Origin of the sequence: Mumia spirodelae (genome assembly GCF_050632745.1) — a bacterium.
GTDB lineage: Bacteria > Actinomycetota > Actinomycetes > Propionibacteriales > Nocardioidaceae > Mumia.
Map to the genome: position 1 here is coordinate 132,396 of NZ_JBODSD010000002.1, position 18,404 is coordinate 150,799.

Sequence of the window (18,404 nt, forward strand, 5' to 3'; positions counted from 1 at the left end):
ATGTCTCGGGCGGCGACGACCCAGCGGTCCGCGCTCAGCGACGCCGGCTGTAGGCCCGCATCGTCAGCGGCGCGAAGATCGCGAGGATGACTGCCGACGCGACGAACGTCCACATGACCTCGTCGCCGACGGCATCCCCGGACATCAGGCCTCGCACGGCGTAGACGGCATGGGAGATCGGGTTGATCTCCACGAACGTCTGCAGCCAGTCCGGCATCGTCGACGGGTCGACGAAGACCGGGCTGAGGAATGCCAGCGGGAACAGCACCATCATGCTGATCCCCATCACCGACTGAGGGCTGCGGGCGAGCAGGCCGACCCACGTCCAGATCCAGCTGAACGCGAAGCTGAACACCATCAGCACGGCGATGCCGAGGACCACGCCCACGGGACCGCCGTCAGGCCGGTAGCCCAGGATGAGGCCGAGCGTGACGACGAAGATCGACGCCAGGGTGTAGCGCACCGCGTCCCCGAGCAGCGCGCCGACGAGCGCCGACGGCCGCCAGATCGGCAGCGTGCGGATCCGGTCGAAGACACCCTTCTCGATGTCGGTGTTGATCGCGACCCCGGTGTACATCGTGATCATCACGACCGTCTGGACCAGGATGCCGGGCAGGACGAACTGCAGGTAGGCGGTCGTCGAGCCGGCGATCGCGCCGCCGAACAGGTACGTGAAGAGCAGGACCGAGATGACCGGGAACAGCGTCACGTCGAAGAGCTGCTCCGGGACGTGCTTGATGCGCAGGATCGCGCGCCACCCGAAGGCCAGCGACGTCGTCAGCGCGCTCGCCCGCGGGGGACGCGGGCCGGTCGCGAGGACGGCGTCGAGCTTCTCGGCGGCGATCCGCGTGTCGGTGCTGGTCGTCGTCGTCATGCCATCGCTCCTTCGGTGTCGGTCTGGTCGGCGGCCTCGGCGTCCTCCGCGGTGTGGCCCGTGAGCGCGAGGAACACCTCGTCCAACGTCGGCTGGCCGTAGCTGAAGCCGGCGAGCTCCACGCCGTCCGCGGCGAGCGTCGCCAGGGCGACCGGGACCTTGGTGCGGTCGTCGACGCGGCCCGTGACGTCGGCCGGGTCGGACCCGGGGAACACCTCGTGCCCGAACGCCCGCGTGAGCACGTCGATCGCACGCGGGCGGTCGGCGGCGTCCATGAGGTGCACGTGCAGCGCTCCGGAGCCGACCTCGGCCTTGAGCTGGCTGCTCGTGCCCTCCGCGATGACCTTGCCGGCGTCGATCACCGCGATCCGCTCGGCGAGCTGGTCGGCCTCGTCGAGGTACTGCGTGGTCAGGAGCACCGTCGTGCCGCGTGCGGTGAGCGACCGGACGATGTCCCACACCTGGATGCGGCTGCGGGGGTCGAGACCGGTCGTCGGCTCGTCGAGGAAGAGCAGCTGCGGCGTGACGACGATGCTCGCGGCGATGTCGAGCCGTCGCCGCATGCCGCCGGAGTAGCGCTTGGCCTGGCGGTTGGCCGCGTCGGTGAGCCCGAACGCCTCCAGGAGGTCGTCGCAGCGGCTGCGGGCCTGCGCCCGGGAGAACCCGAGGACGCGGCCCAGGAGCTGCAGGTTCTCGCGGCCGGTCAGGTCCTCGTCGACCGAGGAGTACTGGCCGGTGAGGCTCACGACGCTGCGGACCGCGTCGGCCTCCGAGACCACGTCGTGCCCGAGGACGCGCGCGGACCCGCCGTCCGGGCGCAGCAGCGTCGCGAGGATCTGGATGGTCGTCGTCTTGCCCGCTCCGTTGGGCCCGAGGAAGCCGTACACGCCTCCCTCCGGCACCCGGAGGTCGATCCCGTCCACCGCCCGTTTGTCCCCGAACGTCTTCACCAGCTCGTGCGTCTCGATCGCGATGCCGCTCTCCATGTCCCTCACCTTGTGTCGTTGCACGGTCCAACTGTTCCTTTTAGGAAGATCACTCAGCCTTGCACAAGGGACAGACAGAACTCGACCGAAAAAGTCGTCGGCGGACCCGTGGTGAACGCACAGGTGCCGCGACCACTTCGGGCATAGGGTGGAGACGTGGAGCGACGGATCTTCGGCATCGAGAACGAGTACGGCGTCACGTGCACGTTCCGCGGACAGCGACGCCTGTCTCCCGACGAGGTGGCGCGCTACCTCTTCCGCCGGGTCGTCTCCTGGGGCCGCAGCAGCAACGTGTTCCTGCGCAACGGCGCACGCCTCTACCTCGACGTCGGCAGCCACCCGGAGTACGCGACGCCCGAGTGCGACGACATCGTGGAGCTCGTCACGCACGACAAGGCGGGGGAGCGGGTGCTCGAGGGGCTCCTGCTCGACGCCCAGACGCGGCTGCGCGAGGACGGGATCCTCGGCGACATCTACCTCTTCAAGAACAACACCGACTCGGCCGGCAACTCCTACGGCTGCCACGAGAACTACCTCGTCTCGCGCGACGGCGAGTTCAGCCGGATCGCCGACATCCTCATCCCGTTCCTGGTGTCGCGCCAGATCATCTGCGGCGCGGGCAAGGTCCAGCAGACGCCTCGGGGCGCCATGTTCTCGGTGTCGCAGCGCGCCGAGCACATCTGGGAGGGCGTCTCGTCGGCGACCACACGCTCGCGACCGATCATCAACACCCGCGACGAGCCGCACGCCGACGCCGAGCGCTACCGCCGGCTCCACGTGATCGTCGGCGACTCCAACATGAGCGAGACGACGATGTTGCTCAAGGTGGCGACGACCCACCTCGTGCTGCAGATGATCGAGGCCGGCATCCCGATGCGCGACCTCACCCTCGACAACCCGATCCGGGCCATCCGCGAGATCTCGCACGACATGACCGGACGCCGCAAGGTGTCGCTCGCCAACGGGCGCGAGCTGTCGGCGCTGGAGATCCAGTCCGAGTACCTCGGCAAGGCGCGCGCCTTCGTCGACCGCCACAACCCGGACGACCCCGTGGCGGCCCGTGCGCTCGAGCTGTGGGAGCGCACCCTCAAGGCGGTGGAGTCCGAGGACCTGTCGCTGGTCGAGCGCGAGATCGACTGGGTCATCAAGTACCGCCTGCTCGACCGCTACCGCGAGAAGAACAACCTCACCTGGAGCCACCCGCGCATCGCGCAGATGGACCTCGCCTACCACGACATCCTCCGCGACCGCGGCCTCTACTACCTGCTGGAGCGCCAGGGTGCGGTGGCGCGGGTGACCGACGACCTCGCGATCTTCGAGGCCAAGTCGAAGCCCCCGCAGACCACCCGCGCCCGTCTGCGCGGCGAGTTCATCAAGCGTGCGCAGGAGCGCCGGCGGGACTTCACGGTGGACTGGGTGCACCTCAAGCTGAACGACCAGGCTCAGCGCACGGTGCTGTGCAAGGACCCCTTCCGTGCCCACGACGAGCGGGTCCAGAAGCTGATCGACGGGATGTGACCGTCGTTCTCAGCCTCACTCATCGAATTCTGAGGTTCGTCGGCTACGGTTGCTGACGTTGCCCAGCCCCCCGAGTGAAAGTTGCCTCCGCGTGCGCCGCCTAGCAGCCGTCATCATCGCCCCGCTCCTCGTCCTCACCGCCGCCTGTGGCGGGGGAGGTGACGACGACTCCGACGCGGGCGACCTCGACTCGGTCAAGGTCACCGGCAAGGTCGGCGAGGCGCCCAAGGTCGAGGACGCCAAGGGCGTCGAGGTCGACAAGGTCACGACCCGCGTCATCACCGAGGGCGACGGCGCCAAGGTCGCCGACGGCGACGACGTCGTGATGAAGTACGTCATCATCCAGGCCAAGGACGGCGAGGAGCTCGGCAACACGTTCGAGACCGACGCCAGCGGCGCGACCCCGATGAGCGCCGACCAGGACCAGATCATCTCGCCGGCCGTGATCGGCAAGCCGTTCGGCACCCGCGTCCTCATCGGCGTCACCGGCAAGGACCTGGGCGCGCAGGAGGGCACCGACCAGGCCAAGGAGACGATGCTCGTCGTCGCCGACGTCATCTCCAAGTGGGAGGCGCCGAAGGCCACCGGCACGATCGACGACGTGACCGTCACCGGCGCCTGGGGCAAGAAGCCGACGGTCAAGCTCGACAAGAAGCCGCTCGTCGTCGCCAAGACCGAGTCCAAGGTCGTCATCCCGGCGAAGGACAAGAAGGCCGCGACCGTCAAGGCCGACGACACCGTCACCGTCCGCTACATCGGCGTCAACGGCCGCGACGGCGCGACGTTCGACAGCTCGTACGACCGTGGCGACACCGTCGACTTCCAGCTGACGCAGGGCCAGATGATCCCGGGCTTCATCACCGGGCTCGTCGGCCAGAAGATCGGCAGCCGCGTCCTCGTCACCATCCCGTACGCCGACGGCTACGGCTCGGCCGGCAACCCGCAGGGCGGCATCAACGGCGGTGACACCCTCGTGTTCGTCGTCGACCTGGTCAAGAAGGGCGCCCCGGCCGCGACGGACACGCCGAGCCCCACGGCGACCCCGACGGAGTAGCCCGGAGCCTGTCCTCCTCGTCGGGTCGAACGCTGTAGTTTATTGGCTGGCCTGCGTTTCGCGGGCTGACCTGCTGGTCCGACCCGACGAGGAGCACCTGGTGGCACCACGCACGACCGAGCGGCTGATGAATCTCCTCATCGCCCTCCTGGTGACACCGACCTACCTCCCGAAGTCCCGCATCCGGGAGGTCATCGAGCCCTACCGCGGCCAGTCCGACACGGCGTTCGACCGCATGTTCGAGCGCGACAAGGAGTCGCTGCGGACGATCGGGATCACGATCGAGGTGGGGGAGACCGAGTCCTACCACGGCGTGGAGCCGGGCTACCGGATCCGCCGTGAGGAGTTCGAGCTCCCGCCGATCGACCTGGAGCCCGCGGAGGCAGCCGTCATCGGCGTGGCCGCCCGGGTCTGGCAGAGCGCGCGCCTGGGGGAGGCGACCGCGGTGGCGCTGCGCAAGCTGCTGGCCGCCGGGGTCCCGGTCGACCCGGAGGCGCTGTCCGGGGTCGAGCCCAGGCTCGCCGCCAGCGAGCCGGCATTCGAGCCGATCTGGGAGGCCGTCGTCAGCCGCACGCCCGTCACGTTCCTCTACGAGCGCGCGGACGGCGCCCGCGCCCAGCGGATCGTCGAGCCGTGGCGGCTGGTGTCGTGGCACGGCCGCTGGTACCTGGTCGGCTACGACCGCGACCGCGCCGACCAGCGGCTCTTCCGCCTCAGCCGTGTCGTGGGCGACGTCCAGCCGGCCGGCGCACCCCACGAGTTCGACGTGCCCGACGACGCCGACGTGCGCGAGATCGCCGCGTCGCTCTTCCCGGCGCCTCCCACGGCCGACGCGGTGGTGCGCGTCCGCAAGGGTCGTGGCCTCGGGCTGCGGCGACGCGCCACGAAGCAGGAACCGACCGAGGACGGCTGGGACCTCATCCAGCTCCCGTACGGCTCGGTCGGGGAGCTGGCGACCGAGATCGCGTCGTACGGCGCCGACGCCGTGGCCGTCTCGCCCGCCGAGCTGCGCACCGAGGTGCGCTCCCGTCTCGCCCGTGTCCTGGAGGTGGCGGAGCTGTGAGCCCGTCCGCGAAGCAGATCGAGCGCATGCTCGCGCTCGTCCCGTTCCTGCGCACCAACGACGGCGTCCCCGTGGCGGAGGTCGCCGACCTCTTCGGCGTCCCGAAGGCGCAGATCGTCAAGGACCTCAACGTCCTCTGGTTCTGCGGCCTCCCCGAGGCGGTGACGGGCGAGATGATCGACATCGACATGGACGCCCTCACCGCCGACGGGGTCGTCTACATCGACAACGCGGACTTCCTCGGCCGGCCCCTGCGGCTCAACGGCTACGAGGCGGCGTCCCTGATCACCGCCCTGCGTGCGCTGCGCGAGACGGCCGGCGGCCAGGACCAGCCGGCGATCGAGTCGGCCCTGGCCAAGCTCCAGGCGGCGACGGGCGGCTCCGAGCGCGGTGTGGACGCGGCCGAGATCCTCGTCGACGAGCCTGCGTCCGCGGTCCACGAGCGGGCCGCCGACGCGCTCGCCCGGGGCCGGCGCGTCCACCTGACCTATCGCGTCGAGTCCCGCGACGAGCGGACGGAGCGCGACGTCGACCCGCTGCGCCTGATCACCGCCGAGGGCAGGCTCTACCTCGAGGGATGGTGCTACCGCGCCGACGCCGTACGCCTCTTCCGGCTCGACCGCGTCGAGGGCATCGAGGTCCTCGAGACGCCCGTCGCCGAGCACGAGGGCGTGGAGCGCCGTGACTACACGACCCACCTCTTCGAGCCCCACGAGGGCGACGCGGAGGCCGTGATCGCGTTGCACCCGAACGCGCTGTGGGTCCGCGAGTACGTCGACCACACCGAGCTCGGCACCGACGACCACGGCTGGGTGCTGATCAAGGTCGTGACGGGGGACGAGGCGTGGCTGAAGCGCTTCGTGCTGCGCGCGGCCGGCAACATCCGCGTCGTCGAGCCCCGGCGGCTCGCCGAGCAGGTGGCGAGCGAGACCAGGGCCTCGCTGGCGGCGTACGACGAGTCCTGAGACCCGTCCGACCGGCCGGGCCGGCCGTGAGACCGGTGTCGCCAGAGTGAACGGGACGTGGCTATCGTGGCCACATCCGGTCCGGCTGGCCGGTACGCGCGACTGCTGCTTCCGCGGCAGCGTACGATGCCACTGAAGGCGCAACGGAGCGCGTCCTGCGCAACGACGCACGGAGATCGTGAGGTCCCTATGTTCAAGCAGATCGGCCCGATGGAGATCATCCTCATCCTGGCTGTCCTGGTCCTGCTCTTCGGTGCGAAGAAGCTTCCCGAGCTCGCTCGGGGATCCGGCCGCGCCCTGCGGATCTTCAAGTCGGAGACCAAGGGCCTGATGGACGACGACGACGAGAAGCCCGTCGCCCAGCCGGCACCGGAGAAGCCGGCGGCTCTGCCGTCCGACGTCGTGCAGCCGACCCGGCCGAGCTCGTACGACAAGCACCCCGACACGCCCTGACCTGACCCGTGGCGCTCATCTCGAGGGGGAAGCGGCCGAGACCGGCGGCGGCCCCTGACGGCACGATGCCCTTGGCGGAGCACCTGCGCGAGCTGCGCGACCGGCTCCTCAAGGCGGTCCTGGCGATCGTCGCGGGCACGGTGCTCGCGGCATTCTTCTACGACCAGCTGCTCGACTTCCTGACGGTTCCCTACTTCCAGGCCGTCGAGACGCTGGAGGAGAACGGTCAGGACATCAACGAGGCTCTGACGTTCTCGGGGATCGCGGACCCGTTCACGTTCGCGCTGAAGATCTCGCTCGTCGCGGGCCTCGTCGTGTCCAGCCCGGTCTGGCTCTACCAGATCTGGGCCTTCATCGTCCCTGCGCTGCACCGCAACGAGCGGCGCTGGACGATCCTCTTCTGCGCGATCGCGGGCCCGCTGTTCATCATCGGGTTCGTCACCGGCTACCTGGTGCTCCCCAAGGGCATCGAGCTGCTGATGGGGTTCACGCCCGACTTCGCGTCGAACTTCAACGCGCTCCCGGACTACCTGGCGTTCGTGCTGCGCATCCTGCTCGTGTTCTCGGTGGCGTTCGAGATCCCGCTGTTCGTGGTGCTCCTCAACGCGATGGGCGCGGTCTCCGGGGCGCAGCTCGCGCGATCGCGCTCGTGGATCATCGTCGCGACGTTCGTCTTCGCCGCGATCGCGACGCCGTCGACCGATCCGCTGACGATGGTCGTGCTGGCGCTGCCGATGACCCTGCTGTTCCTCATCGCGGAGGCCATCGCCCACCTCACCGACCGGCGGCGAGCCAAGCGTGCCGCGGCCGAGGGCCTGGCGGTGGGCGACGACGAGATGTCCGACATCACCGTCGAGCACCAGCCGGAGGACGACCTGCCGAGCGACCTGGACACGCCGGACGACCCGAGGCCCGCCCCGTAGTCTTGAGGGCATGACCTCTCCGGCGGAGCGCTACGCCCAGTTCCGGGCCGCGCAGGCCAGACCCCTCCTCGCCGAGTTCGCCGGACTCTACGACTTCAGCCTGGACCCGTTCCAGATCGAGGCGTGCGAGGCGCTGGAGGACGGCCACGGCGTGCTCGTGGCGGCGCCGACCGGGTCCGGCAAGACCCTCGTGGGCGAGTTCGCCGTCCACCTCGCGCTCGCGACGGGGCGCAAGTGCTTCTACACGACGCCCATCAAGGCGCTGTCGAACCAGAAGTTCCACGACCTCGTCGAGCGCTACGGCCCCGACCAGGTCGGGCTGCTGACGGGTGACAACACGATCAACGGCGAGGCGCCGATCGTCATCATGACGACCGAGGTGCTGCGCAACATGCTGTACGCCGGCTCCCGCACGCTCGAGGGCCTCGGATACGTGGTCATGGACGAGGTCCACTACCTCGCCGACCGGTTCCGCGGCGCGGTCTGGGAGGAGGTCATCATCCACCTGCCGGAGTCCGTGCAGGTCGCGTCGCTGTCGGCGACCGTCTCCAACGCCGAGGAGTTCGGCGACTGGCTCTCGGAGGTCCGCGGCGACACGGTCACGGTCGTGTCGGAGAAGCGTCCTGTGCCGCTCTACCAGCACGTGCTGGTCGGCCGCCGGCTCTACGACCTGTTCGAGGGCGACCCGACGGAGGGCGCGCAGGTCAACAGCGAGCTGGAGCGGATCGCCCGCGACGAGTGGCGGATGCGTCAGGTCGGGAGGGCCGGCGGCGGCCCGGGGCGGCGCGGCAAGCGCGGGAAGTCGTACGGCGCCCATCGGCACCGCTCGCGCAACTACACGCCCAACCGCGTCGACGTCCTCGACCGTCTCGACGCTGCCGGACTCCTGCCGGCCATCACGTTCATCTTCAGCCGCGCCGGCTGTCGCGCCGCGGTCGAGCAGTGCCTCTCCACCAACCTGCGGCTCACCAGCCCCGCCGAGGAGCGGGAGATCCGCGCGTACGTCGAGGAGGCGACGGCCAACCTGCCCGAGGCCGACCTCGAGGTCCTCGGTTACGCCGACTTCGTCGAGGGTCTGGCGCGCGGGGTGGCGGCGCACCACGCCGGCATGCTGCCGACCTTCAAGGAGGTCGTCGAGCACCTGTTCAGCGAGGGCCTGGTCAAGGCGGTGTTCGCGACCGAGACGCTGGCGCTCGGCATCAACATGCCGGCCCGCTCGGTGGTCATCGAGCGCCTCACGAAGTGGAACGGCGAGACCCACGCCGAGATCACGCCGGGGGAGTACACGCAGCTCACGGGTCGTGCCGGTCGCCGTGGCATCGACGTGGAAGGCCACGGCGTCGTCCTCTGGCAGCCGGGGCTCGACCCGAAGCACGTCGCGGGCCTCGCGTCCACCCGGACGTACCCGCTGCGGTCGTCGTTCCACCCGTCGTACAACATGGCCGTCAACCTGGTCCACCAGGTCGGGCGGGCCACCGCACGGCAGATGCTGGAGCAGTCCTTCGCGCAGTTCCAGGCCGACCGTCAGGTCGTCGGGCTCGCCCGCCAGGTCCACAAGGCCGACGAGGCGCTGGCGGGGTACGCGGAGGCGGCGTCGTGCTCGCGCGGCGACTTCATGGAGTACGCCGCCCTGCGCCGCCGCATCAAGGACCTCGAGCAGAACGCCTCCCGCAAGCGGCGCGCGTCCCACGCCGACGACGTCGCGGCCTCGCTCGCCCGGCTGCGGCACGGCGACGTGATCGCCGTCCCCGCCGGCCGCTGGGCGGGATGGGCCGTGGTCCTCGACCCGGGCGCGCAGGACCGCAGCGCACCGCGACCGTTCGTCCTCACCGAGGACCGTCACGCGCGTCGGCTCGGGCTGGTCGACTTCCCGACGCCGGTCGAGCCGGTCACGCGGATGCACGTCCCGCGGACGTTCAACGCGCGCAACCCGCAGCAGCGTCGCGACCTCGCGTCGACGCTGCGGCAGAAGACCCGCGACCTCGACCTCCCCCGTGCGCGGCGCAGCAAGGGCGCACCGGTGCACGATCCCGAGATCGAGGAGCTCCGGACCCAGCTCAAGCAGCACCCGTGCCACCAGTGCCCGGACCGCGAGGAGCACGCGCGGTGGGCGGAGCGCTGGTTCCGGCTCGAGCGCGACACCGTCAACCAGCGTCGGCGCATCGAGCAGCGCACCAACACGGTCGCGCGGCAGTTCGACCGGGTGTGCGAGGTCCTCGACGAGCTCGGCTACCTCGACGGCGACACCGTGACGCCCGACGGGCAGCGGCTCCAGCGGCTGTACTCCGAGCTCGACCTGCTCGCGGGGGAGTGCCTGCGGCGCGGGACGTGGGACGACCTGGATCCGGCCGAGCTCGCGTGTGTGCTGAGCGGGCTCACCTACGAGTCACGCAATCCTGAGGGCGACGGGCCGCCGCGGTTCCCGCGCGGGAAGTCGGCGATCGTCGCCGACCAGATGGCGCACATCTGGGCTGAGCTCGAGCAGGTCGAGCGCGGCCACCGCCTGTCGTTCCTGCGCCGGCCGGACTTCGGCTTCGCGTGGACGGCGTGGCAGTGGGCTTCGGGCTACGACCTCGACGTCGTCCTGGAGTCCAACGACGTGGCAGCCGGCGACTTCGTCCGCGCGGTCAAGCAGCTCCTGGACGTCATCGAGCAGGTGGCCGCGGCGGCGACGGACGACGCGCTGCGCAAGAAGGCGCGGTCCGCCGCGGACCTGCTGCGCCGCGGCGTGATCGCGTACTCCTCCGTCTCCGAGTAGCCCGCGAGCCACTCCCGGTGCGCTCGCGAGCCACTGTCGGTGCGCTCGCGAGCCACTGTCGGTGCGCTCGCGAGCCACTGTCGGTGCGCTCGCGAGCCACTGTCGTACGCGTCAGTCCTCGAGGAGCTCGTCGATGCGCCGGACCTTCTCGGTGAGCTGGTCGGTACGGCCTGGGCGGATGTCGGCCTTCAGCACCAGCGACACCCGCGGCGACACCTCGGCGACAGCCTCCACGGCACGCTTGACGACGTCCATGACCTCGTCCCACTCGCCCTCGACGTTGGTGAACATCGCGTTGGTCTCGTGGGGCAACCCGCTGGCGCGCACCACGGCGATGGCCCGAGCGACCCCTTCGGCCACCCCGCCGGTGTCGTCGGAGGTGCCCGGACTGATGCTGAACGCTGCGATCATCGCTTCAGGGTACGGCGCTGGCTCGCGGGTGCGCCCAGCCTGGCTCGCGGGTGCGCCGAGCCTGGCTCGCGGGTGCGCCGAGCCTGGCTCGCGGGTGCGCCGAGCCTGGCTCGCGGGTGCGCCGAGCCTGGCTCGCGGGCGATTGGTCGGTGTCTCCCGCTACGGTGCGGGTATGTCCCAGCAGAAGCTGCTCCTGCTCGACTCGGCCTCGCTCTACTTCCGCGCGTTCTTCGGGCTGCCCGACAGCCTCAAGGCGCCCGACGGCACCCCGGTCAACGCGGTCCGCGGGATGCTCGACTTCGTCGCGACGCTCGTCGAGCTCACGGAGCCGCAGGCGATGGCGGCGTGCTGGGACAACGACTGGCGGCCGGCCTGGCGCGTCGACCTGATCCCGTCGTACAAGGAGCACCGCGTCGAGACCCCGACCGAGACCGGTCCCGACGTGGAGGAGACCCCCGACCTGCTGGACGTGCAGGTCCCCGTGATCGCACGGGCGCTGCAGATCCTCGGCATCCCGGTCGTCGGCGCCGACGGCTACGAGGCCGACGACGTCATCGGGACGCTCGCCACGACCTGGGACGGCCCTGTCGACGTGGTGACGGGGGACCGCGACCTCTTCCAGCTCGTCGACGACGCGCGTGGCGTGCGCGTCCTCTATCCCGCGAAGGGGATGAGCAAGCTCGAACCGGTCGACGCGGCGTGGATCCGGCAGCGCTACGCCATCGAGCCGTCGCAGTACGCCGACTTCGCGGTCCTGCGGGGCGACCCGTCCGACGGGCTCCCCGGCGTCGCCGGCATCGGCGAGAAGACCGCGGCGTCACTCCTGGCCGCGCACGGTGACCTCGCGGGCATCGTCGCCGCGGCCGCGGACCGGCACACCAAGATCGCCCCGAGGGCGCGCACCAACCTGCTCGCCGCCGCCGACTACCTCGCCGTGGCGCCGCGCGTCGTCGAGGTCGTCCGCGACCTCCCGCTCGACGTCGACCTCACCCTGCACCCGATCTCCACCGAGCAGGTCCGCGAGATGGCGGAGCTCGCGGAGGCGTGGGGTCTCGGGCGTCCCGCCGAGCGCGCGGTCACCGCCCTGTCCGCGCCGTGACCGCCCGGCGGTAGTGTCGAGGACATGCCGACTGACGTCTCCCTCCGGCTGGCTGCCGCCCGCGAGGCCGCGGGCTCCGCCGGGATCGATGCCCTGCTGGTGACCCCCGGCGCCGACCTGCGCTACCTCACCGGCTTCGCCGCGATGCCGCTCGAGCGCCTGACCTGCCTGGTGCTGCCGACCGAGGGCGAGCCCGTCCTCGTGCTGCCGCGCCTCGAGGTCGCGATGGCTGTCGAGGCGGGTGTGGAGGAGCACGGGATCCGCCTCGTCGGCTGGGAGGAGACGGAGGACCCGTACGCCGCCGCGACCGCCGCCGCGAAGGGTGCGGGTCGGGTCGCGGTGGACGACCACATGTGGGCCGAGCGCGTGTTCGCGTTCGGGCACGCCTTCGGCGACGCGGAGCAGGTGCTCGCCGGACCGGTCCTCCGTCAGCTGCGGATACGCAAGACCCCCGGGGAGATCGACGCGCTGCGCGACGCCGGTGCGGCGATCGACCGGGTCCACACCCGGATGGAGGAGTGGCTCCGTCCGGGACGCACCGAGCGCGAGGTGGGTCGCGACATCGCCGAGGCGATCCTCGCCGAGGGCCACGAGAGCGTCGAGTTCGTCATCGTCGGTTCCGGTCCCAACGGCGCGTCGCCGCACGCGGAGGTCACCGACCGGGTGATCGAGAAGGGCGACCCGGTGGTCGTCGACATCGGCGGGATCATGCCGTCGGGCTACTGCTCGGACTCCACCCGCACCTACGTCGCGGGCGGCACCGCGCCGGCCGACTTCCTCGCGTACTACGAGGTCCTGCAGCGCGCCCAGGAGGCGCAGTGCGCGTACGCCCGTCCGGGCGTCTCGGCGCAGTCCGTCGACGCCGTCGGCCGCGACGTGATCGCCGAGTCCGGCTACGGCGAGGCGTTCCTGCACCGGACGGGGCACGGCATCGGGCTGGAGACGCACGAGGAGCCCTACATCGTGTCCGGCAACGCGCTCGTGCTCGAGCCCGGGATGGCGTTCTCGATCGAGCCCGGGATCTACCTCGAGGGACGGCACGGGGCACGGATCGAGGACATCGTCGTGACGACCGACGACGGCCTGGAGCGGCTCAACGTGACGACCCGCGATCTCGTCGTCCTCGACTGACCATGGACGGCGACGTCTCTGCCAGCGGGCAGAGGGATGCTTCGCGCCCGGTGATCGATATCCTGTCCGACGTGGAAGAGACAGACGCGCAGATCGTCCGGCTCCTGTCCGCGGACGGCCGGATGTCTTTCACCGACCTCGGACGGGCTACAGGGCTGTCCACCAGCGCCATCCACCAACGGGTGAAGCGGCTCGAGGCGCGCGGCGTCGTGCGCGGCTACCAGGCCCAGCTCGACCACGACGCGATCGGCCTCGGCCTCACGGCGTTCATCTCCATCCGGCCGATCGACCCGAGCCAGCCCGACGACTCACCGGAGCGCCTCCGCCACCTCGACGCCATCGAGGCGTGCTACTCGGTCGCAGGCGAGGAGAGCTACGTCCTGAAGGTTCGCGTGCCGAGCACCGGAGCGCTGGAGGGCCTGCTCGCGGAGATCCGTGCAGCGGCCAACGTCTCCACCCGCAGCACGATCGTCCTGTCCACGTACTACGAGAACCGCCCGATCGGAGGCTGACCCGAGCATGGCCGACCTGGCCTCCTTCACCGTACGGCGCGTCACCGAGCCGGAGCCCGAGCTCCTCGACTCGCTGCACGCGCTCATCGCCCAGCTGGTGGAGGAGGGTGCGGCGCTCGGCTGGCTGGAGCCACCGAGTCGCTCCGACGTCGGCGACCTCCTCGGCGACCTGGTGCACGAGAGCGACCTCGACGACGCGTGCCTCGCCATCGCCGAGGCCTCGGACGGCAGCGTCGTCGGCTTCGCCTACTGGTCACGCCGGATCGGCGAGACGGAGCAGCCGCACGCCGACATCGGCCGCGTCGCCGTCTCGTCCGCCGCGCGCGGGGGCGGGCTCGGCCAGCGGCTCGTGAACGAGCTCGTCGACTACGCCCGCAAGGCCGGCATCGAGGTCCTCACCCTCGACGTGCGCGGCAACAACCACGCCGCCATGGCGCTGTACGAGCGGCTCGGCTTCAAGGAGTACGGCCGCATCCCCGACTTCGTCGCGATCGGCGACCAGCGGTGGGACAACGTCTACTTCTGGCTCGACCTGCGACCGGACGAGCACGACCTCACGCTGCACGGTGACACCCCCACGGGGCCCGGCGCCTCCGAGGTGCGCTGATGGCCGCCGACCAGGGTCGTACGCTCTACCGCGGCGTCACGCTGGTGGACCGGCGCCGACCGACGGCGCTCGCGGTCGAGGGCGACCGCATCACGTGGGTCGGCGACGAGGCCGACGCCGACCGCTGGGCCGACGGCGCGACCGAGGTGCACGTCCTCGAGGGCGCGCTGCTCACGCCGGGGTTCGTGGACGCGCACGCGCACCTGGCGATGACCGGCCACGCGCTCCGCGGCCTCGACCTCTCCGGTGCCCGCTCGCGGGTCGAGGCGCTCGAACGCCTCCACGCCCACGCCTCGCACTCCGACGACGTCATCGTGCACGGTCAGGGGTGGGACGACACCGCGTGGCCGGACGGAAGCCTCACCGGCGCCGACCTCGACCGCGCCGCCGAGGGGCGACCCGTCTACCTCGCCCGCGTCGACGGGCACTCGGCGGTCGTCTCCGCGGCCCTCGTGAGCCGCGTCGGCGGTGTGCGCGAGGCCGACGGCTGGAGCGACCTCGGTCGTGTCGAGCGCGACGCCCACCACCTCGTACGCCGCCACCTCGCGACGCTGTCCGACCCTGCGCACCGCAGCACGACGATCGCCACGGCGCTGCGAGCGGCGGCGGCGGCCGGGATCGTGTCCGTGCACGAGAACGCCGCACCGGACATCTCGCCGCTCGACGACGTGGACCTCGTGCGGGCACTGAGCGACGCCGAGGTCGTGCCGCACGTGGTCACCTACTGGGGTGCGCGCGGCGCGTACGACGAGGCGCGCGCGTACGGCGTCGCCGGCCTGGCTGGCGACCTCAACATCGACGGCTCGCTCGGCTCGCACACGGCCGCCCTGCACGAGCCGTACGACGACCAGCCCTCCACGATCGGCCACCAGTACCTCGACCCGGACGAGGTCGCCGAGCACGTCGTCGGCTGCACCCGCGCCGGACTGCAGGCGGGCTTCCACGTGATCGGCGACCGGGCGAGCGCGACGCTCGTCGAAGGTCTGCGGCGCGCCCGCGACGTCCTCGGGACGGACACGCTACGGGCGGCGCGGCACCGCGTCGAGCACCTCGAGATGCCGTCCGGCGCCGACCTCGAGCTGCTCGCCCAGCTCGGGGTCACCGCGAGCGTGCAGCCCGCCTTCGACGCAGCCTGGGGCGGCCCGAGCGGCATGTACGCCGCGCGCGTCGGCAGGGACCGCGCCCAGCGGATGAACCCGTTCGCTGCGATGGCCGCGATCGGCGTCCCGCTCGCGTTCGGCTCCGACGCGCCGGTGACCCCGTTCGCGCCGTGGCACGCGGTGCAGGCCGCGACCCGTCCGCAGGCCGGTGGCCAGGCGCTCTCGCTCATGCAGGCCGTCCACGCGCACACGGTCGGCGGTTGGCGCGCCGCGCGGATCGACGACGCGGGCCGCCTGGAGGCAGGGGCTGCGGCCTACCTCGCGTTCTGGGAGGTTCCCGCGGACGCCGACCCCGTCGAGGCCGCCGCAGCGGGTGACGCACGCTGCATCCGGACCGTGGTCGGGGGTCGCGTCGCGTACGAGATCGCCTCGAGTGGTGCCTGACGGTTGACACGGGCGCTGAGGTTCGGCACTGTCGTACCTGATCGCCTCTCGGATGCTGGCGAGTATCACGGGGAGAGGCCCAACGCCAGAAGCCCCGGCGCCCACTAGACAACAGCGACAGCTGGTCCGAAGGGTGTCGGGCTTCTGGCGGATCTTCGTCCGGCGTGTCCCGATCGCCTCTCGCGTCTCCCGCCCCGCACCTCGCCCGGTAGCGTTGTCCCGTGCCGCGTGCCCTCTCCTTCGCCGACCGGACCTGGATCCGGCGGACCGTCGTCGCTCTTGCCGGCGGCCTCCTCGTCTCGTGCGGCTTCGCCCCGGTGTCGCAGCCGTGGCTCGTGTGGCCCGGTGTGATCCTGCTCGTGGTCGCCCTCCGCGGCGCGCGTGCCGGCGCCGGTGCGTGGTACGGGTGGGTGTTCGGCACGTCCTTCCTGCTCGTCCTCCTGAACTGGGTGCTGGTGTTCGACGTCCCCGCGGCGTACGTCGCACTGGCCGCCTTCGAGGGACTCTTCTACGCCGCGTTCGGGGCCGCGTTCGCCGTGCTCTCCCGCCGGCGTGCGTGGCCGCTGCTCGGCGCGCTGGCGTGGATGGCCACCGAGATGCTGCGGAGCCTGCTGCCGTTCGGCGGATTCCCGTGGGGGAGGCTCGCGTTCGCTGCAGTGGACACGCCGCTCGCGCCGGTCGCACGGTGGCTCGGCGTCTCGGCCCTGTCGGGCGCCGTCTTCCTCACGGCGGCGCTCGTCGTGTGGGCCTTCGGACGCTGGCGCGCCGAGTCGGGACGCGGACGACGACTGGTGCTCGGCGCGGCAGCGGTGGCGGCCGTCTTCGCGGTCGGCGCGGTCCTGCCGGTCGGCCTCGCCGGGGACGGGCGTTCGATGCAGGTGGCCGTCATCCAGGGAGACGTCCCCGGCACCGGTGCGCAGTGGTACGGCGAGCAGCGCCAGGTCCTCGAGAACCACGTGCGCGAGACGTCGGCGTACGCCGCCCGCGTGCACAGCGGTGAGCTGCCGCAGCCGGACCTCGTGCTCTGGCCCGAGAACGCCTCCGACATCGATCCCACGACCGACGCCGAGGCCGGGGAGGCGATCAGCGGCGCCGCCCGCGACGTCGGTGCGCCGATCCTGGTGGGCGCCATCCTCGACGGCCCCACGGAGGACACCGCGTACAACGCCGGTCTCGTCTGGGACCCCGTCACCGGACCCGGTGATCGCTACATCAAGCAGCACCTCGTCCCGTGGGGCGAGTACGTGCCGATGCGCGGCTTCTCGGAGTGGCTCGTGCCGCTGCTCGCCGAGGAGGTGCCGCGCGACATGCTCTCCGGCGACGAGTCCGGCGCACTCTCGATGGGCGACGGCACTGTCGGCACGATGATGTGCTTCGACGTCGTCTTCGACGGTCTGGCCCGCAGCGCTGTGCTCGACGGCGCCGAGATGCTCGTGGTCCAGACCAACAACGCGACGTTCACCGGGACCCCGCAGCCCGACCAGCAGTGGCAGATCGCGCGGCTGCGGGCGGTCGAGTCCGGCCGCTACGTCGCCGTGCCGTCGACCAACGGGATCTCCGGCGTGATCCGTCCGGACGGTACGGTTCAGGCGACGGCGCCGGAGCAGGAGCCCGCGTTCCTCGCCGAGCAGGTGCAGGCGGCCACGTCGGTCACGACCGGCACCCGGTTCGGGGTCTGGATCGAGGGCGCAGCGCTGCTTGCCGTGGCCGTCGTCCTGCTGAGCGGTATCCGAAGGAAGGTGCGTCGCCGGTGAAAGCCCTCGTGGTGATCCCGACCTACAACGAGGCGGACAACATCGAGTCCATCGTGGGTCGCGTCCGTGCCGCGCAGCCCGACGTCGACGTCCTCGTGGTCGACGACGGCTCCCCGGACGGCACCGGTGCCCTCGCCGACTCGATGGCGGCGTCCGACCCCGCGGTCCACGTCCTGCACCGCACCGCCAAGAACGGGCTGGGAGCGGCGTACCTCGCGGGTTTCGCGTGGGGCCTCGAGCGCGGCTACGACGTGCTGGTCGAGATGGACGCCGACGGCTCCCACCGCCCTGAGGAGCTCCGCCGGCTCCTGGAGGCGGTCGACGCCGGCGCAGACCTCGTGCTCGGGTCGCGCTGGGTCGACGGCGGGTCCGTCGTCAACTGGCCGCTGCGGCGCGAGGTGCTCTCGCGCGGGGGCAACCTCTACGTGCGCATGGCGCTCGGCCTGTCGTTGCGGGACGCAACCGGCGGCTACCGGGCGTTCCGGAGCGAGGTGCTGAAGGACCTCCTCGGTGAGGACGTGGCGTCGCAGGGCTACTGCTTCCAGGTCGACCTCGCGCGGCGCGCGGTCCGTGCGGGGTACGACGTGCGCGAGGTGCCGATCACCTTCGTCGAGCGCGTCGCGGGGGAGTCGAAGATGGACGGCGCGATCGTCCGCGAGGCCCTGTGGCGGGTGACGGGGTGGGGTCTGCACGACCGGACCCGTTGGCTGCGCCGCGTAGGCTCGAACCAACGGGACTGAACGCCCGCACGC

17 protein-coding genes are annotated in these 18,404 nt (G+C 71.4%); 14 read left to right on the top strand and 3 right to left on the bottom strand.

From position 1 onward, the window contains the following. Nucleotides 1–34 precede the first annotated feature (34 nt). Nucleotides 35–874 carry an ABC transporter permease gene (locus ACQSSQ_RS10175; RefSeq protein ID WP_431326962.1) on the bottom strand — a complete coding sequence of 280 codons (840 nt, stop codon included), beginning with the start codon at nucleotides 872–874 and terminating at the stop codon, nucleotides 35–37. Beyond that, nucleotides 871–1,860 carry an ATP-binding cassette domain-containing protein gene (locus ACQSSQ_RS10180; RefSeq protein ID WP_431326963.1) on the bottom strand — a complete coding sequence of 330 codons (990 nt, stop codon included), beginning with the start codon at nucleotides 1,858–1,860 and terminating at the stop codon, nucleotides 871–873. Before ACQSSQ_RS10180 ends, ACQSSQ_RS10175 begins: the two co-directional genes overlap by 4 nt. 156 nt (nucleotides 1,861–2,016) lie before the next feature. Here ACQSSQ_RS10180 and pafA point away from each other — a divergent pair, with 156 nt between their 5' ends. The 7 genes from pafA (at nucleotide 2,017) to ACQSSQ_RS10215 (ending at nucleotide 10,594) form a co-directional block, all read left to right on the top strand. Continuing rightward, nucleotides 2,017–3,378: a Pup--protein ligase gene (gene pafA / locus ACQSSQ_RS10185; RefSeq protein WP_431326964.1), complete on the top strand. Its 1,362-nt coding sequence runs from the start codon at nucleotides 2,017–2,019 to the stop codon at nucleotides 3,376–3,378. Between the two features lie 91 nt (nucleotides 3,379–3,469). Next, nucleotides 3,470–4,432 (top strand): FKBP-type peptidyl-prolyl cis-trans isomerase, encoded by a 963-nt coding sequence (locus ACQSSQ_RS10190; protein ID WP_431326965.1) that lies wholly within the window; start codon nucleotides 3,470–3,472, stop codon nucleotides 4,430–4,432. A gap of 100 nt (nucleotides 4,433–4,532) precedes the next feature. Next, the gene (locus tag ACQSSQ_RS10195; RefSeq protein WP_431326966.1) at nucleotides 4,533–5,495 is read left to right on the top strand and encodes a helix-turn-helix transcriptional regulator; all 963 of its coding nucleotides are present in this window, start codon (nucleotides 4,533–4,535) and stop codon (nucleotides 5,493–5,495) included. Next, nucleotides 5,492–6,460, top strand: a complete 969-nt coding sequence (locus ACQSSQ_RS10200) for a helix-turn-helix transcriptional regulator (RefSeq protein ID WP_431326967.1) — start codon at nucleotides 5,492–5,494, stop codon at nucleotides 6,458–6,460. The genes ACQSSQ_RS10195 and ACQSSQ_RS10200 overlap by 4 nt, the downstream gene beginning before the upstream one ends. 189 nt (nucleotides 6,461–6,649) lie before the next feature. After that, nucleotides 6,650–6,913 (top strand): Sec-independent protein translocase subunit TatA, encoded by a 264-nt coding sequence (gene tatA / locus ACQSSQ_RS10205; RefSeq protein WP_431326968.1) that lies wholly within the window; start codon nucleotides 6,650–6,652, stop codon nucleotides 6,911–6,913. Between the two features lie 65 nt (nucleotides 6,914–6,978). Continuing rightward, a complete protein-coding gene (tatC, locus tag ACQSSQ_RS10210; protein ID WP_431326969.1) occupies nucleotides 6,979–7,836 on the top strand; it encodes a twin-arginine translocase subunit TatC in 858 nt (285 codons plus the stop codon). Between the two features lie 10 nt (nucleotides 7,837–7,846). Further along, nucleotides 7,847–10,594: a DEAD/DEAH box helicase gene (locus tag ACQSSQ_RS10215; RefSeq protein ID WP_431326970.1), complete on the top strand. Its 2,748-nt coding sequence runs from the start codon at nucleotides 7,847–7,849 to the stop codon at nucleotides 10,592–10,594. A gap of 111 nt (nucleotides 10,595–10,705) precedes the next feature. Here the strand turns inward: ACQSSQ_RS10215 and ACQSSQ_RS10220 are convergent, their stop codons facing one another. Further along, nucleotides 10,706–11,005: a thiamine-binding protein gene (locus tag ACQSSQ_RS10220; protein WP_431326971.1), complete on the bottom strand. Its 300-nt coding sequence runs from the start codon at nucleotides 11,003–11,005 to the stop codon at nucleotides 10,706–10,708. Nucleotides 11,006–11,177: 172 nt separating this feature from the next. On the opposite strand from ACQSSQ_RS10220, the gene ACQSSQ_RS10225 reads away from it, so the two are divergent. The 7 genes from ACQSSQ_RS10225 (at nucleotide 11,178) to ACQSSQ_RS10255 (ending at nucleotide 18,392) form a co-directional block, all read left to right on the top strand. Continuing rightward, on the top strand, nucleotides 11,178–12,104 hold the full coding sequence (locus ACQSSQ_RS10225; protein WP_431326972.1) for a 5'-3' exonuclease: 927 nt from the start codon (nucleotides 11,178–11,180) through the stop codon (nucleotides 12,102–12,104). A gap of 24 nt (nucleotides 12,105–12,128) precedes the next feature. Beyond that, nucleotides 12,129–13,235: a M24 family metallopeptidase gene (locus ACQSSQ_RS10230; protein ID WP_431326973.1), complete on the top strand. Its 1,107-nt coding sequence runs from the start codon at nucleotides 12,129–12,131 to the stop codon at nucleotides 13,233–13,235. Between the two features lie 71 nt (nucleotides 13,236–13,306). Continuing rightward, on the top strand, nucleotides 13,307–13,747 hold the full coding sequence (locus ACQSSQ_RS10235) for an Lrp/AsnC family transcriptional regulator (protein WP_431326974.1): 441 nt from the start codon (nucleotides 13,307–13,309) through the stop codon (nucleotides 13,745–13,747). Nucleotides 13,748–13,754: 7 nt separating this feature from the next. Next, the gene (locus ACQSSQ_RS10240) at nucleotides 13,755–14,354 is read left to right on the top strand and encodes a GNAT family N-acetyltransferase (RefSeq protein WP_431326975.1); all 600 of its coding nucleotides are present in this window, start codon (nucleotides 13,755–13,757) and stop codon (nucleotides 14,352–14,354) included. Next, nucleotides 14,354–15,898, top strand: coding sequence for an amidohydrolase (locus ACQSSQ_RS10245; RefSeq protein WP_431326976.1), 1,545 nt, complete (start codon nucleotides 14,354–14,356; stop codon nucleotides 15,896–15,898). The genes ACQSSQ_RS10240 and ACQSSQ_RS10245 overlap by 1 nt, the downstream gene beginning before the upstream one ends. A gap of 221 nt (nucleotides 15,899–16,119) precedes the next feature. Then, the gene (gene lnt, locus ACQSSQ_RS10250; protein WP_431326977.1) at nucleotides 16,120–17,652 is read left to right on the top strand and encodes an apolipoprotein N-acyltransferase; all 1,533 of its coding nucleotides are present in this window, start codon (nucleotides 16,120–16,122) and stop codon (nucleotides 17,650–17,652) included. Continuing rightward, nucleotides 17,649–18,392: a polyprenol monophosphomannose synthase gene (locus tag ACQSSQ_RS10255; protein ID WP_431326978.1), complete on the top strand. Its 744-nt coding sequence runs from the start codon at nucleotides 17,649–17,651 to the stop codon at nucleotides 18,390–18,392. The genes lnt and ACQSSQ_RS10255 overlap by 4 nt, the downstream gene beginning before the upstream one ends. Nucleotides 18,393–18,404: the final 12 nt, after the last annotated feature.

Coding starts and splice junctions, on each gene's coding strand:
- ACQSSQ_RS10220 (WP_431326971.1), bottom strand. CDS start 11,005: ATGATCGCAGCGTTCAGCATCAGTCCGGGCACCTCCGACGACACCGGC.
- ACQSSQ_RS10175 (WP_431326962.1), bottom strand. CDS start 874: ATGACGACGACGACCAGCACCGACACGCGGATCGCCGCCGAGAAGCTC.
- ACQSSQ_RS10230 (WP_431326973.1), top strand. CDS start 12,129: ATGCCGACTGACGTCTCCCTCCGGCTGGCTGCCGCCCGCGAGGCCGCG.
- tatC (WP_431326969.1), top strand. CDS start 6,979: ATGCCCTTGGCGGAGCACCTGCGCGAGCTGCGCGACCGGCTCCTCAAG.
- ACQSSQ_RS10225 (WP_431326972.1), top strand. CDS start 11,178: ATGTCCCAGCAGAAGCTGCTCCTGCTCGACTCGGCCTCGCTCTACTTC.
- ACQSSQ_RS10215 (WP_431326970.1), top strand. CDS start 7,847: ATGACCTCTCCGGCGGAGCGCTACGCCCAGTTCCGGGCCGCGCAGGCC.
- ACQSSQ_RS10240 (WP_431326975.1), top strand. CDS start 13,755: ATGGCCGACCTGGCCTCCTTCACCGTACGGCGCGTCACCGAGCCGGAG.
- ACQSSQ_RS10180 (WP_431326963.1), bottom strand. CDS start 1,860: ATGGAGAGCGGCATCGCGATCGAGACGCACGAGCTGGTGAAGACGTTC.
- tatA (WP_431326968.1), top strand. CDS start 6,650: ATGTTCAAGCAGATCGGCCCGATGGAGATCATCCTCATCCTGGCTGTC.
- ACQSSQ_RS10245 (WP_431326976.1), top strand. CDS start 14,354: ATGGCCGCCGACCAGGGTCGTACGCTCTACCGCGGCGTCACGCTGGTG.